Genomic DNA, 14,864 nt, shown 5'->3' with positions numbered 1-14,864 from the left:
ATAAATGTATTTCAAAAAGATACTTGCAGGCATTGCAATTTTAGGTCTTGTTGCGGCCGCTTTTTTTGCCAATTTCGTCTATAAAGCCATGATGCGCCCCAATACAGCATTCAATAACGACGTGGCATACATCTATATTCCCACAAATGCAAGTTACGAAGAAGTGAGAAACCAATTGGAGCCTTTATTGGATGATATTGATTCTTTTGATGCTTTGGCAGAACGTAAAAAATATACAGGCAATATTAAAGCGGGTCGTTTTGAGATTAAAAAAGGAATGAGTAATAACGATATTATCAATTCCATAAGGAGTAACAATCTGCCCATTAAATTATCGTTTAACAACCAAGAAACCTTGGAAAAATTGGCGGGTAGAGTGGCCACCCAAATTGAAGCCGATAGCTTGTCCCTTTTAGAAGTTATGAACGATGAGAATTTTTTAGCTGAAAATAATTTTAGTGAGGCTACAGCATTGGGCATGTATTTGCCAAATAGTTACGAATTTTTTTGGAATACTTCAGATGAAGGCTTTAGGGAGCGTATGCTAAAGGAATACAATCGCTTTTGGAATGAAAGTAGAATAAAGAAAGCTGAGGAACTTGGCTTAACCCCAAACCAAGTTATTACATTGGCATCTATTGTTCATGAAGAATCCAAACAACCCAGTGAGCAACCAAGAATTGCTGGTGTTTATCTAAATCGATTAAGGATTGGGATGCCATTACAGGCTGACCCAACACTGAAATTTGCGGCTTATCAGCTTCCACAGTATAAAAACACCGTTATTAAACGTGTGTTGAATGTGCATAAAGATATCGATTCGCCCTACAATACTTACAAAAATAGAGGATTGCCTCCAGGTCTAATTTCCATGCCCGATATTTCAGCAATAAATGCCGTTTTAAATTACGAAAAGCATAAGTACCTCTATTTTGCTGCCGATGCGCAGAGATTAGGCTTTCATAAATTTGCAAAAACCTTGGCACAGCATAACGTCAATGCACGGGAATACCAGCGTTATTTGTCATCACAAGGGATAAATAACTAGTGAAGTGCTTGCTGCTAAAATATATTGCCTTTTTAGTTTTATTGCCTGTTTTTTCCTTTTCTCAATCTAAATTAAACGCATTTTTAACACCGAGTGATACATTAAATGTCCCACGACGCAATGCTGTAATTATTTCTGAAGCATCAATTTCTGCAATTACATTGGTTGGGTTGAATCAACTTTGGTATTCAGATTACGACCAATCTAAATTCCACACGATTAATGATAACAGTGAATGGCTGCAAATGGACAAGTTTGGTCATGTTTTTACATCTTATCAGTTAGGGAAACATGGGGCGCAATTGTTAAATTGGAGTGGGGCGGAAAAAAAGAATCAATTGCTTTATGGAGCGACATTGGGTTTCACGTTTTTAACAGCGGTTGAAGTACTTGATGGTTATTCAAAAGAATGGGGTTTTTCGTGGGGAGATGTTCTAGCCAATGGAGTTGGTACAGGATTGTATATTGGCCAAGAATTATTGTGGAACGAACAAAGAATTGCCATTAAGTACAGTTTTCATGACACAAAATTCGCACAAGTAAATCCAAATAAGCTCGGTGAAACGTATATGGAGCAAATTTTGAAAGATTATAACGGGCAAACTTATTGGTTGAGTTTTAATTTGCATTCATTTTTTAAAAATAGTAAAGTGCCAAAATGGCTAAATATTGCAGTAGGATACGGTGCTGATGGTATGCTGTACGGTTCTAAAGATATTGACAATCAGGTGTTAACAAGTATTGAGAGGTACAGGCAGTTCTTTTTAAGTTTTGATGTAAATTTGAATAACATAAGGACAAATTCAAGATTATTGAGGTCTATTTTTGATATTTTTAATATGATAAAAATACCGTTTCCTACCCTAGAAATTAGCAAAAAAGGGGCTGTATTTCATCTATTCTACAATTAAAAAGAGCACATAATCGATTAATTTTGAACTTATTGAAAAAAATCATAATTTTGCACGCTCAAATTTCAAGGTGTATTTTTTATTAAAATATGCTGAAAAAATTTAAGACTATGGTAAAACATATTGCAAGTTACCTGACCCTCACACTTACAATATCAGCGCTATTGTATCTGTCGTTTCATTCAGATGAAACAATCGATTTAAGCAAATATTCTACGGAAGGCTTAAATTTGAACTACACGGTAAATGATGACAATGTTCAAGATGATTATTTGTTGGCATTAAACGAGAACTCAGAAGAAGTATTTTCCCCTTATTTAGGAAAATCGTTTGTTGGCTTTAAGGAGGCTTTGGCTTTTAAGGAGTCGGGTGGTAATTATAACTCCGTGAATACCTACGGGTATTTGGGAAAGTACCAATTTGGTGCTTCAACCTTAAGGCTTATTGGTATTAACAATCCAGCTCAGTTTTTAAAGAATCCAAGGTTGCAAGAAAAGGCCTTTTTGGCAAACACAGCACGAAATAAATGGATTTTAAGACGTGATATCAAGAACTTCGTTGGAAAACGAATAAATGGTATTATCGTTACAGAATCTGGTATTTTGGCTGCAGCACACTTGGCTGGGCCTGGAAGTGTTAAACAATATCTAAGAAGCTACGGTTTGGATAATTTTGCTGATGGTTATGGTACCACTGTGCATTATTACATGAAACGTTTTTCTGGATATGATACTTCTTTTGTAAAAGCGGATAAAAAAGCAAAAGCTATTTAAAAAAGCAATTCTAGGTTTCGACTAGAATTTATGAATTATAAATATGGTAGGTCTTTTATGAAGGTCTACCATATTTTTTTTCCATTGGTCAGCAGTAAGTGTTTTGATAAATTCTGCTGGCAAAGTAATGTCGCATGCTACACAAATACTGGTAGAATTGTTGAGAATTGTAGTTAAATCCTCTAACATTTTATTATTTCGATAAGGCGTTTCAATAAATATTTGGGATTGATTGAACTCAAAGGATAAACGTTCCAAGCGCCTTATTTCATTTTTTCGTTCATTTTTATCAATGGGCAAATAGCCATTAAAAGCAAAACTTTGTCCGTTCATACCAGAGCCCATCATGGCCATAAGTATTGAAGAGGGACCTACCAAAGGCACAACTTTAATGTTTTTGCTGTGTGCAATTTTTACAACATCTGATCCTGGGTCTGCAACTCCTGGACAGCCGGCTTCAGATAATAAACCAACATCAATACCATTTAAGCAAGGTTCAAGAAAATTAGGTAATTCTGCAGCTTCAGTAAATTTGTTCAAAAGGAAGATTTTAAAGGAGGGTTGTGACTTTTCTGGGCTTATTTTTTTAATGAACCGTCTTGCAGTTTTTTCATTTTCAACAATAAAAGTGTCAATGTTGTCAATAGCTCGTTTTACTGAAATGGGCAAAACCTCTAAAGGTTCTGTGTCGCCTAATGTGGTTGGAATTAGGTAAAGCTTTCCTGTTTTTTCGTTCATTTAGTTGATTGTAAGTTTTTTTATAGTTTTTGAAGAATCATCCAAACGGACTTCCACAAAATATAGACCTTTACTGTAATTTTCAGTTTTAATGCTGATTTTTCCCTGGTTTGGGGCAATATCAAAAATCGTTTGCCCCTGAATATTGTAAATGGTAATTGAGTTAACTTTATTCTGAATTCCTGATAAATCCAAGTTTACTATATCTTTTGTAGGGTTGGGATACATTTTAAAACTAAACTCTTTATTCTCGGAAATATCCAAATTGGCGTCGGAAATTTTGTAAACGGAAGAACCGCCTGCAATGTAAAGTTCGCCATTAAAATCTTCACCTAAAGTGGTCCACCCTTGGGTTATATTGGGTGTTTGAAAAGTTAAATTCCAATTACTTCCATTTTCGGTTAAAATTCCAATGTTTTGGGTGCAATAATCGGCGAAGAAATATTTGCCATAAAAATTTGGAAAACTAGAGCCCCTGTAAAGATAGCCACCTGTAATGGAACCAGAACATCCGCTACCAACATGAGGATACTCGGCAACTGGAGCGACGGTAGCACTTAATCCTCCAGCAGGGCAATTTGCACTGGTGTTGTAAGTATGTGTGCCCTCATAACAACGCCAACCATAGTTGTCTCCGGGATTACCAGAACCTGTTACTTTATTTATTTCTTCGTAAGCATTCTGCCCAACATCTGCAATCCATAAATCATTGTTGATACTGTCAAAGGAAAATTTCCATGGATTCCTTAATCCAATCACATAAATTTCGGGTCTTGGGTCGTTTGGTCCGTTTGCTGAGCTTGAAAAAGGATTATTTGAAGGGATGTTATATGTAGCTCCACTAACGTCAATACGCAGTAATTTCCCAAAAAGGCTACTTGTGTTTTGTGCTCTATTTTGTGGGTCGCCACCGCTGCCACCATCCCCAACACCAATGTACAAAAAGCCATCATTGGCAAAAGCCAGTTTGCCGCCGTTATGATTGCTATACGGTTGCTGGTAAGTAAGTATGCTTTCTCCCGAAGAATTTGCTGTATCTGGATTTCCGCTTACCGTGTATCTGGCTATAATAGTAATTGGTTGATCTGTACTAGATTTGTCCGTATAATTTACATAAAACCTGCCCGAAGTAACATAATCTGGGGCAAAAGCTAGCCCTAACAGCCCACGTTCACCGCCTGAACCAACAAGGTTTGAAATATTTAAAAATGGAGTAGGGTTAACGCTTCCGTCAGAATTTAAAATTTTTATAATACCGGATTTTTCAACGACAAATAGTCGACTGTCTCCTGCATGGGCAATTTCTACCGGACTGGAAAACCCTGAAGCAAAGCTATTAAGTTGGACGGTTTGTGCAGTACCGATGAGGCCTAAAACAAAACAAGAAAGGAAAATGTTTAAATTTTTCATAGTGCATCTTTTTAAGTAAATTTAATAAATAAGATGCTAATTAACATATTGTTAGCGTGTTACTTTTTCGGCAATAATGTCGCAAGCCTCGTCCAACATTTGATAAACGTTTTGAAAACCTTGGTCGCCACCATAATAAGGATCGGGAACATCATGGTTTTGATTTGGGTAAACCTCGTTCAGAATTAGCTTAACTTTAGCAAGGTCATTTTCATCTCTAGCCAGTTTTACTACATTTTGAAAATTTGAGTTATCCATGGCATATATCAAATCAAATCGGTCAAAATCTGAAACGCCAAATTGCCTTCCCATCAAATTTGAAATATCCAAACCATATTTCCTTGCTATGGCAACCGAGCGTCTGTCTGGCGAACTGCCAATGTGGTAAGCAGCCGTGCCGGCAGAATCAATGGTAAAGGAATGTTTTGGGAGCTTAGATCTTAAAATACCTTCGGCCAAGGGCGAACGGCAAATGTTTCCCAAGCATACCATCAGAATTTTAGTCATTTCAATTGAATTTATACAGAAAGCTTCTTAGAGATATCTTCAACATATTTTCTGAATTGTTTATCTGTTGAAGATAGATTGTCCACAGTTTTGCATGCGTGAAGCACAGTTGCGTGGTCGCGTTTTCCAATTTGCGAGCCAATACTTGCCAATGAAGCCTTTGTGAATTTTTTAGCGAAAAACATTGCCAATTGACGGGCTTGAACAATATGGCGTTTTCTGGTTTTTGATTGTAGTGTGTCTACATCCATTTGGAAGTAGTCTGAAACCACTTTTTGGATATAGTCAATAGATACCTCGCGTTTGGTGTTCTTTACAAACTTCTCGACAATAATTCTAGCCAGATCGAGGGTGATTTCTTTTTTGTTGAAAGATGATTGGGCAATCAAGGAAATAATGGCGCCTTCCAATTCCCTAACATTGGTTTTAATGTTTTTGGCCACATATTCAATAATATCATCAGGCATTTCAACACCATCACGATATAACTTGTTTTTTAAGATGGAAACACGAGTTTCAAAATCTGGATTTTGTAATTCGGCCGACAGTCCCCATTTAAAACGCGATAGTAAACGCTGTTCAATATCTTGCATGTCAACAGGAGCCTTGTCACTCGTTAAAACTACCTGTTTGCCATTTTGGTGTAAGTGGTTGAAAATGTGGAAAAATACGTCCTGCGTTCCTGTTTTTCCGGAAAGGAATTGTACATCATCAATAATCAACACATCAATGATTTGATAAAAATGGATGAAATCATTTCTGTTGTTTTTCTTAACGGCATCAATATATTGTTGCGTGAACTTTTCCGCAGAAATGTATAAAACCGTTTTTTCAGGATATTTGTCTTTAATATCAACACCAATTGCGTGTGCCAAGTGTGTTTTTCCTAAACCAACACCACCAAAAATTAATAAAGGATTAAAAGAGGTGCCTCCTGGTTTTGCTGCTACAGCAAGTCCAGCACTTCTGGCCAATCGGTTAGAATCACCTTCCAAGAAATTTTCAAAACTGTAGTTTGGATTTAGCTGAGATTCAATCTTTACATTTCTTATGCCTGGAATGACAAAGGGATTGCGCAATTCCGGACTTTTGTTGTTCAGAGGTATATCAACATCTTGCGATTTTACCGCACCTCTGTTTGAACTTGGAATTTTTTCAGTAAACGGTTGCTTGTTGCCATAGGTGTTTTCCATTTTAATAATGTAAACAAGTTTGGCAGACTCGCCCAGTTCCTTTGTTAAAGATACTTTTAGGATTTTAACGTAATGCTCTTCAAGCCACTCATAAAAGAATTTGCTGGGTACCTGAATGCTTAATGAATTATCTGTAAGCTTAACTGCTTTTATGGGCTCAAACCAAGTTTTGTATGCTTGCGGTTGGATGTTATCCTTTATAAATTCAAGACAGTTATTCCATACCGATTGCGCAGTTACACTCATTTTTAAATATACAGGTTTTTTTAGTTAGCTAGATTAATTTATGAAAAATGGCTTTTCATATCCCCCTATTCTGGTGAGGCAAATATGTGAACAAAATTCTTAAAAAAAAAATCAAACGGGGTTGAATTTTTAGAAAATTTTCATCATGTTTATCCCATTGCCGAAACTACAAAAAAATATCCAATAAAGCTTATGAAATTCGATGAAATACAAATAAGAGTGAGATATGGTGAAACAGATCAAATGGGGGTGGTGTATCATGGCAATTATGCGTTATATCTAGAGATGGGCAGAATTGAATGGTTGAGAAAATTAGGTATTTCTTATAAGTTGATGGAAGAAAACGGAATAATGTTGCCGGTCATTTCCATGAATATAAACTATAAAAAATCAGCTGTTTATGATGACATAATTAATGTAAAAACTCAACTGAAAAATAAGCCTACTGCCAAGATTGAATTTGAGTATGAAATCACAAATGAAGAAGGAGAAATTTTAACAACGGCATCTACGATTTTAGTGTTTATTGATATGAAAACCAACCGACCAACACGAGCTCCTCAATACATTTTAGACGCTATTAATAATTAATCTAAATTTCTTTTATTTTTATTTTGTGCAAATTTTCGAAGATTTCGAATATTGTTGTGGCTTCTTTCTTTCTAACCGAAATGGTTATTTGGCAATCCAATTCTAATTTTTGATTAACTATGTTTAAATTTTTCTCCTTAATGATGCGCATTACCGTGTTCATGTTTTTGTAATCAAAACTAATTAGATAATCAATGTTGATAGTCTTTTCAACAATTTTTGAAGCCTCAAGCGTTAGTTGTGCCGTTGTTTTGTAGGCATTTATTAAACCACCAACTCCCAATTTTACACCGCCAAAATAACGTACCACAACTATTAAAATGTTTGTGACTTCAAAAGATTGTATTTGCCCGTAAATGGGCATACCTGCACTGTTGCTCGGTTCGCCATCATCATTAGCACGGTAAATTTTGTTTTCTGTTCCAATTTGATAGGCGTAGCACCAATGCCTTGCCGAATGGTGCTCTTTTTTTAAAGCCTCAATGTATTGTTTTGTTTCTTCTTCATGCGTTACGGGGTAAGCGTACCCGAAAAACTTGCTGTTTTTGTCCTTAAAAAGCACATGTTCGACGGGAGATTTTATGGTTTTATATGTGTCTTTTGTTTCCAAAAAAAATTAGAAAAGGTGTTTTTTAGTTTCAAAAAGGTCACAAATGTCTTCTGTTTTTGGATTGATGTGCCAGGTGTGAATGCCGAGGGCTTTGGATGTTTTACAATTGTAAATGTTGTCATCAATAAATAAACATTCGTTAGCCCTTAATCTGTTTTCAGAAAGGACAAATTCGAAAATATCAGTATTCGGTTTTCGTAAATTAATTTCATGGGATAGGTAAAACGCATCAAAACAGTTTTTGAAGTCTCCATAAAAGGGCATATGTTTTTTAACGTAATCTATATGAAGTTCGTTGGTGTTGCTCAATAATATGAGTTTGTGAGTTCCTTCTTTTTTTAACTGCTGAAGAAACTCCAAACGGCTTTCAGGAAAATCCTTCAGCATGTAGTTCCAAATGCCGATAAGTTCATTTTTTGAAAGATTTGGAAAGTTTTCAACATAAAAACCGATAAATTCTTCAGTGGAAATTAAGCCTTTTTCATAAAGTTCATTAATGCGAAGCATCTCTTCCGAAGGCGATTTAATTTGAAACTGTTCTAGTGCATACTTTTCAGCGCCTTCAATATCTAAATTTATGAATACGTTGCCAAAATCAAAGATTAGGGTTTTAATCATTCTCATAAATTTTAAGAATGTCGTTCAAAATTTTTTCTTCTGAGATTAACTTTCCTTTAAAAACGGGGGCTAGAGTGCCGCTTTTAAATGTATTGCTCCCTGTAAATACACGAGCTTCATCCCACAGATTTTCATCAATAAAGGTTTGAAGGGTTTTTGTTCCTCCTTCAATTATGACGGAGTTTATGTCTTTTTGAAACAAAACGTGGCAAATTTGCTCGGCAACATGTTGTGAAAAATCAATGTCATTATTGCTGATAACAATCGTTTCGGCTTCATCATTAAAGACAGAAAGTGATCTTGAAAGTTTTTCGTCTCTATCCAAAACGACTCTAATAGGGTTGTTTCCAGTCCAATCTCGTGCAGTTAAACTTGGATTGTCCTGCAAAACAGTATTTGTGCCCACTAGAATAGCTTGTTCCTCTGTGCGCCATTTATGGACCAATTGTCTGGAAAATTCATTGGTGATCCAAACGGGTTTTTGTTCTTTTTTTGTGGTTGGGGCAATATAACCATTTTTGCTTTCGGCCCATTTTAAAATAATGTATGGGCGTTTTTTATTATGGAAAGTGAAAAATCGTTTGTGGTGCTTTTTGCATTCCTCTTCTAAAACGCCAACGGTAACATGGCAACCCGCATCCATTAACTTTTTTACGCCTTTTCCTGATACTTGTTCGTTGTTATCAATACACGCAATAAACACTTTTGGGATGCTGTGCTTGACAATAAGGTCGCTACACGGAGGTGTTTTACCAAAATGCGAACAGGGTTCCAACGTTACATAAAGTGTTGCCTCTTTTAATAGATTTTTATCTTCAACGGAATTTATGGCATTAACTTCAGCGTGATTTCCACCATATTTACTAGTAAAGCCTTCACCTATAATCTTATTGTTATATACAATTACACTGCCCACCATGGGGTTTGGCCTTGTTGTTCCCAAGCCGTTTTTTGCAATGTCCAGGCAGCGCTGCATATATGTTTCGTTGGTATTCACTAAAATTTGATTTTTACGTCTTCGGTAACATCAACGGTGTACGCGTGCGAAAAACCGAATACCTTATAATTTATATCTCCCTTGTACTGCACTTTTACTTTTTCACTAAATAGGCTTCCAATTAATCCGCCAATACTTTTATCACTGAAAATACTGTCGGTAGGCACTTTGGTTTTTAACGGAATACTAAACTCTTTTTTGGCTGGAACCTCAAAAGTTTCGGTAGAAACCGTAGCCATTTCATTATCGTTAATGAACACTTTTATTTCATCGGTTTGCAATTCACCACCAATATCGTTTGGGTTTATAAAAAGTGCATCTGCCGTAACGGTTATGAGTTTTGAACTCGCCCCTAAAACTTTAATATTCTCTACACCAACAAACTGTGGTTTTTCGGTTACCGTACAACTTATAAAAGCCACGCTTATTGTTAATAAGATTATGAGGTTTTTCATTACCAATTTTTTTGATTTACCGTATCTTCACTACTTTAAAAGTGCCCATTACAGTGAGTAAAGATACTATAGTTATTCGAGAAATTGAACCTCAAGATAACCGACAAATTGAGCAGGTTATTCGAGATTGTTTTCATGAATTTAAAATTCCGTTGGAAGGCACGGCGTATTCTGATCCTGAAACGTCAAAAATGTTTGAATCCTACCAAAATGAAAATGATGTTTATTTTGTAATTGAAAGCAATGGAGAGGTTTTGGGCGGAGGAGGTGTAAAACCACTCACTGACTTTGAAAATGAAATCTGCGAAATTCAAAAAATGTACTTTTCGCCAAAAATCCGTGGTAAAGGATATGGTAAAATACTTTTTGAAAAATGTACGGAATCTGCAAAACAGTTGGGGTATAAACAATGTTATTTGGAATCTGCTTCACAGTTAAAAGCCGCAATACATATTTATGAAAGTTGTGGATTTAAGCATTTACCCAATGCTCTGGGTAATACGGGGCATTATTCTTGCGGAGTTTGGATGATTAAAGATTTATGATGAAACTAAAAACTATTCAACATAATTTTCATGAAGAACTAGATTCAATTTATGCTTCCGAGGAGGTAGATAGTTTCTTTTACATGTTGGCTGAATCCCATTATAAAGTAAAGCGTATACAACTGGCAACAGACCCAGAATTATCGGTTGAAGATGAAGCACTTATTTTAAATAGTTTGGCGGCCCTAAAAGGAGAGAAGCCCATACAATATATTTTGGGCGAAACGGAGTTTTACGGATTGATCTTTAAAGTGAATGATGGCGTGTTAATACCTAGGCCAGAAACGGAAGAATTGGTGGAATGGGTTTTAAAGAAAGTTGAAAAAACTGCCGAAGTGCATATTTTAGATATCGGAACCGGTAGCGGCTGTATTGCCGTTTCATTGGCAAAACATTTGCCCAAGGCCAAAATACATGCATTGGATATCAGTAAAAAAGCACTTGAAGTTGCCAAACTTAATGCAAAGCTAAATGATGTTCATGTGGATTTTTTTGAAGCTAATATTTTATCCCATAATGCACAAACAAGTTTAAAATCAATAAAATACGATATCATTGTTTCCAATCCCCCATATATTCGCGAACAGGAAAAACAGTTTATGAAACCAAATGTTATGGACAACGAGCCTCATTTGGCACTTTTTGTAAACCATGAAAATCCGCTGTTGTTTTACGAAGTCATTTCATCCTTTGCGGTAGATAATTTAAAGGAAGGTGGTGCCTTATATTTTGAAATTAATGAATATCTGGGAAAGGATATGATTGATCTTTTGAGACGTAAGAATTTCATAAATATAGAACTGAAACAAGACATTTTTAAAAAAGATAGGATGATTAAAGCCGTAAAAAGTTAATGAGTACAGTAAAACAACAAATAGAAGCTTTGCGTGAGGAACTTCGCGAACACAACTACAATTATTATGTTCTGGACAATGCAACCATCTCAGATTACGAGTTCGATATAAAATTAAAACAACTTCAAGAGCTTGAGGCAAATCACCCCGAGTTTTTTGATGCCAATTCCCCAACGCAACGTGTTGGTGGAGCCATTACCAAAAACTTTGAAACCGTTGCCCATGAATACCGCATGTATTCTTTGGATAATTCGTACTCTAAAGAAGATTTGCAAGATTGGGAAAAACGTATTAAAAAATTGGTTGACGGCCATGTGCAATACACCTGTGAGCTAAAGTATGACGGTGCTTCCATTAGTTTAACTTATGAAAATGGTCTGTTCCAAAAAGCGGTGACGCGCGGTGATGGATTTCAGGGTGACGATGTTACTGCTAATGTAAAAACCATAAAATCGGTTCCTTTACAATTAAAAGGAGATTATCCACCAAAGTTTGATATCCGGGGAGAAATTGTTTTGCCTTTTGAAGGTTTCAATAAAATGAATGAAGAGCGTATTGAAATAGGAGAGGAGCCATACAGAAATCCAAGAAATACAGCATCGGGTAGTTTAAAGTTACAAGATAGTGCAGAGGTAGCCAAAAGACCTTTGGAGTGTTTGCTTTATAACATCATAGGTGATAATTTGGGTATAAAAAGCCAGTTTGAAAGTTTGGAAAAGGCCAGGCAATGGGGCTTTAAGGTGCCCGAAGCAGCGAAGTTGGTAAATTCCATTGATGAGGTTTTAGGGTTTATTGAGTATTGGGACACACACCGTCACGGTTTACCTTATGAAACTGATGGTGTTGTGGTCAAGGTCAACGATTTACAGCAACAAGAAGAATTGGGTTACACGGCTAAATCACCGCGTTGGGCCATGGCCTATAAATTCAAGGCAGAACAAGTTTCTACAAGGTTAAACAGTATTGTTTATCAAGTGGGCAGAACGGGTGCCATTACGCCAGTTGCTAATTTAGAGCCTGTGGAATTGGCAGGAACGACCGTAAAACGTGCCTCATTGCATAATGCCGATCAAATTGAAAAGTTGGACATCAGGGTTGGCGATGAGGTTTTTGTTGAAAAAGGAGGCGAGATCATTCCTAAAATTTTGGGTGTAGATTTAACAAAACGTCCCATTGATATCCAACCCACACAATATATTACCCATTGCCCAGAATGTGGTACAGAGCTTGTTCGGCAAGAAGGCGAAGCTCAGCATTACTGTCCAAATTATAATGGCTGCAAACCTCAAATAATAGGTAGAATCCAACACTATATTTCCAGAAAAGCAATGGATATAGAAGGTTTGGGTGGAGAAACCGTGGCTCTTTTGGTTAACGAAGGATTGATTTACAATTATTCCGATTTATATGAATTAACCAAGGAACAGGTTATTCCTCTAGAACGTATGGCCGAAAAAAGTGCCGAAAATTTAATTCAAGGTATAGAGCAATCAAAAAATATTCCTTTTGAACGTGTTCTTTATGCATTGGGGATTAGATATGTTGGTGAGACCGTTGCAAAGAAGTTGGCGAAGCATTATAAAAGTGTCGATGAATTGGCATCTGCTTCACCAGAAGATTTAGTAAGTGTGGATGAAATAGGGGTTAAAATCGCTGAAAGCGTGCATGCATTTTTCATTTCCGAAGAAAACAAAAATATCCTTAATAGGCTAAAGTATTTTGGTGTTCAATTAGAGATGTCTGTCGAAGAGCTTGAAGGAAAGACCAATATTCTAGAAGGTCAATCTATTGTTGTTTCGGGTGTTTTTGAGTCTATTTCCAGAAACGAGCTTAAAAAATTAATAGAAGACAATGGTGGTAAGGTAAGCAGTTCCATTTCTTCTAAAACAAGTTACATTGTGGCTGGTGATAACATGGGGCCTAGCAAAAAAGAAAAGGCTGAAGCACTTGGTATAGATATAATAAATGAATACGAATTCTTACAAAAATTGAATTAAAAGTTATTTTTTATCGATAAAAAACACTTTTTTTCGTTGAAATACAAAATTTTTATTTATATTTGACCCGAAGCTAAAATGTCTCTCATGAACAAGTCAAAAGTCTTGATCGGGTTTGTTTTATTATGTTATATATTGTTCGCTATCTTCGAACTTAGCGGAAAAGATGGTATAGCCTATTATTCACGGTCTTTAATTGTGCCTTTAATTACATTAATCTATTTACTGTTAATCAAAGACAAGAACAGATTATTTCTGTTATTTTTGGTATTTTATTCCATATCAGATTTGATGGGTTTAGTTATTGATAGTATGCCTTTTGATGAGTCTGGTGCTCTTCATGACTTCAATTACTACAGTGGTAATCTTTTATATATGATTTCCTATTTATTTTTGGTCATAAAGATTTGCAAGTCTATAAGCTTTAAACATATCCTGAAGCATTATTTAGTTCATGCCATTGTCCTAATAGCACTCAATATTTATTTTATTTATGTACTGCAAGTTATAATCAGTCCTAATTTGGTTGTACAAAACGATTATTATTTTGAATTGGCCTATAATATTGTGGCCCTTCTTTTGTTGCCATTGTCGTTGTTGAATTATTTTTACAGAGACAACAAAAAATCATTATACCTATTTTTAGGTTCTTTGTGTATCGTTTTTTCTGAAGTTATGGATGTGGCCTACATTTATATTTCTGAGCGAGGTATATTGAACTTTTTGTCAACCACACTGATTTTATTGGCTTTTTATTTGCTTTACCAGCAATCAAAATTAAATAATGTTGCCAACAAAAATGAACAATTTATGTTTGTTGACTAGCCGTTTATTTAAAATTCACAAGAGGTATATCTTTCCGATACAAGTATAAAATTATAGCTGAAAGAATAAAAGTTATTACCGCAGTTGCAAACAGTACGCCACTGTCGCCATTTACTTCCACCCCGAGTTGTGTTAAATGAATATAAATGGCAGCGCCAATAATGCCTAAAGTTAGGCTGGCCCCAATCCAAACCGTTTTCGGAATGAGCAATAAAATTCCAGAACTGAGTTCTAAAATACCAATGGTTATTCTTCCATAAGGTTCCAAGCCTATTTTTTGAAAAATATAGATACTGTCTGGATGTGCAAAAAACTTAAAACGCAAAGTTTGAATGAGAATAATGGACACAATAATTCTTAAAGCCAGAGGGAAGTACTTTTTCATCTTACAAATCTTAATGAAGTTTTAGACGCTTTTTTGGGCTGCAACTTAAAATTAAGCCATGATTTTTTCGATGAAAGGATATTTTTAAGTATAAAATCGATGAAACGTATGTTTTTATCGTTATAATTCAAAAACATTGTTATATTTGTAATAACCTACTT

Annotated in this window: 17 protein-coding genes; 8 read left to right on the top strand and 9 right to left on the bottom strand. The window is 35.7% G+C overall.

Translation table 11 applies throughout. From position 1 onward, the window contains the following. Positions 1–4 precede the first annotated feature (4 nt). The 3 genes from mltG (at position 5) to WJN01_RS11395 (ending at position 2,732) form a co-directional block, all read left to right on the top strand. Positions 5–1,048: an endolytic transglycosylase MltG gene (gene mltG, locus WJN01_RS11405; protein ID WP_445197291.1), complete on the top strand. Its 1,044-nt coding sequence runs from the start codon at positions 5–7 to the stop codon at positions 1,046–1,048. Positions 1,049–1,056: 8 nt separating this feature from the next. Next, positions 1,057–1,959, top strand: a complete 903-nt coding sequence (locus tag WJN01_RS11400; RefSeq protein WP_445197290.1) for a DUF2279 domain-containing protein — start codon at positions 1,057–1,059, stop codon at positions 1,957–1,959. 110 nt (positions 1,960–2,069) lie between these two features. Then, entirely contained in the window at positions 2,070–2,732 is a 663-nt protein-coding gene (locus tag WJN01_RS11395; RefSeq protein ID WP_445197289.1) for a lysozyme family protein, read from the top strand. Positions 2,733–2,753: 21 nt separating this feature from the next. Here the strand turns inward: WJN01_RS11395 and WJN01_RS11390 are convergent, their stop codons facing one another. From WJN01_RS11390 to dnaA, 4 genes are read right to left on the bottom strand one after another with little or no spacing between them, the layout of a single operon-like run. After that, positions 2,754–3,470, bottom strand: a complete 717-nt coding sequence (locus WJN01_RS11390) for an SAM-dependent methyltransferase (protein WP_445197288.1) — start codon at positions 3,468–3,470, stop codon at positions 2,754–2,756. Continuing rightward, a complete protein-coding gene (locus WJN01_RS11385; RefSeq protein WP_445197287.1) occupies positions 3,471–4,880 on the bottom strand; it encodes a PQQ-dependent sugar dehydrogenase in 1,410 nt (469 codons plus the stop codon). Between the two features lie 51 nt (positions 4,881–4,931). Beyond that, complete coding sequence (locus WJN01_RS11380; RefSeq protein ID WP_445197286.1) at positions 4,932–5,387, bottom strand: low molecular weight protein-tyrosine-phosphatase; 456 nt, start codon at positions 5,385–5,387, stop codon at positions 4,932–4,934. A gap of 11 nt (positions 5,388–5,398) precedes the next feature. Next, on the bottom strand, positions 5,399–6,826 hold the full coding sequence (gene dnaA / locus WJN01_RS11375) for a chromosomal replication initiator protein DnaA (RefSeq protein ID WP_445197285.1): 1,428 nt from the start codon (positions 6,824–6,826) through the stop codon (positions 5,399–5,401). Between the two features lie 192 nt (positions 6,827–7,018). Between dnaA and WJN01_RS11370 the strand changes: the two genes are divergently transcribed. Then, the gene (locus tag WJN01_RS11370) at positions 7,019–7,417 is read left to right on the top strand and encodes an acyl-CoA thioesterase (RefSeq protein ID WP_445197284.1); all 399 of its coding nucleotides are present in this window, start codon (positions 7,019–7,021) and stop codon (positions 7,415–7,417) included. Position 7,418: 1 nt separating this feature from the next. Here WJN01_RS11370 and WJN01_RS11365 read toward each other — a convergent pair whose 3' ends face one another. Genes WJN01_RS11365 through WJN01_RS11350 form a run of 4 tightly spaced genes read right to left on the bottom strand, consistent with a single transcriptional unit; the run spans position 7,419 to position 10,097 of the window. Beyond that, complete coding sequence (locus WJN01_RS11365) at positions 7,419–8,027, bottom strand: IMPACT family protein (RefSeq protein WP_445197283.1); 609 nt, start codon at positions 8,025–8,027, stop codon at positions 7,419–7,421. Between the two features lie 6 nt (positions 8,028–8,033). Then, positions 8,034–8,645, bottom strand: a complete 612-nt coding sequence (locus WJN01_RS11360; RefSeq protein WP_445197282.1) for an HAD family hydrolase — start codon at positions 8,643–8,645, stop codon at positions 8,034–8,036. After that, positions 8,638–9,621: a bifunctional diaminohydroxyphosphoribosylaminopyrimidine deaminase/5-amino-6-(5-phosphoribosylamino)uracil reductase RibD gene (ribD, locus tag WJN01_RS11355; protein ID WP_445197480.1), complete on the bottom strand. Its 984-nt coding sequence runs from the start codon at positions 9,619–9,621 to the stop codon at positions 8,638–8,640. Before ribD ends, WJN01_RS11360 begins: the two co-directional genes overlap by 8 nt. Before the next feature lie 20 nt (positions 9,622–9,641). After that, positions 9,642–10,097 (bottom strand): LEA type 2 family protein, encoded by a 456-nt coding sequence (locus tag WJN01_RS11350; RefSeq protein ID WP_445197281.1) that lies wholly within the window; start codon positions 10,095–10,097, stop codon positions 9,642–9,644. Positions 10,098–10,150: 53 nt separating this feature from the next. Here WJN01_RS11350 and WJN01_RS11345 point away from each other — a divergent pair, with 53 nt between their 5' ends. The 4 genes from WJN01_RS11345 (at position 10,151) to WJN01_RS11330 (ending at position 14,318) form a co-directional block, all read left to right on the top strand. Continuing rightward, a complete protein-coding gene (locus WJN01_RS11345) occupies positions 10,151–10,642 on the top strand; it encodes a GNAT family N-acetyltransferase (RefSeq protein ID WP_445197280.1) in 492 nt (163 codons plus the stop codon). Further along, the gene (gene prmC / locus WJN01_RS11340; protein WP_445197279.1) at positions 10,639–11,496 is read left to right on the top strand and encodes a peptide chain release factor N(5)-glutamine methyltransferase; all 858 of its coding nucleotides are present in this window, start codon (positions 10,639–10,641) and stop codon (positions 11,494–11,496) included. Before WJN01_RS11345 ends, prmC begins: the two co-directional genes overlap by 4 nt. Next, a complete protein-coding gene (ligA, locus tag WJN01_RS11335) occupies positions 11,496–13,493 on the top strand; it encodes an NAD-dependent DNA ligase LigA (protein WP_445197278.1) in 1,998 nt (665 codons plus the stop codon). Before prmC ends, ligA begins: the two co-directional genes overlap by 1 nt. Positions 13,494–13,580: 87 nt before the next feature. Beyond that, positions 13,581–14,318: a hypothetical protein gene (locus WJN01_RS11330; protein WP_445197277.1), complete on the top strand. Its 738-nt coding sequence runs from the start codon at positions 13,581–13,583 to the stop codon at positions 14,316–14,318. A 4-nt stretch (positions 14,319–14,322) separates the two neighbouring features. Here the strand turns inward: WJN01_RS11330 and WJN01_RS11325 are convergent, their stop codons facing one another. Next, complete coding sequence (locus WJN01_RS11325) at positions 14,323–14,703, bottom strand: DoxX family membrane protein (protein ID WP_445197276.1); 381 nt, start codon at positions 14,701–14,703, stop codon at positions 14,323–14,325. Between the last annotated feature and the right edge of the window lie 161 nt (positions 14,704–14,864).

Origin of the sequence: Tamlana sedimenti, from assembly GCF_038148895.1 — a bacterium.
Lineage (GTDB): Bacteria > Bacteroidota > Bacteroidia > Flavobacteriales > Flavobacteriaceae > Tamlana.
The sequence above is the reverse complement of the archived record's forward strand: the minus strand, read 5'-3'. Positions and strand labels throughout refer to the sequence as shown.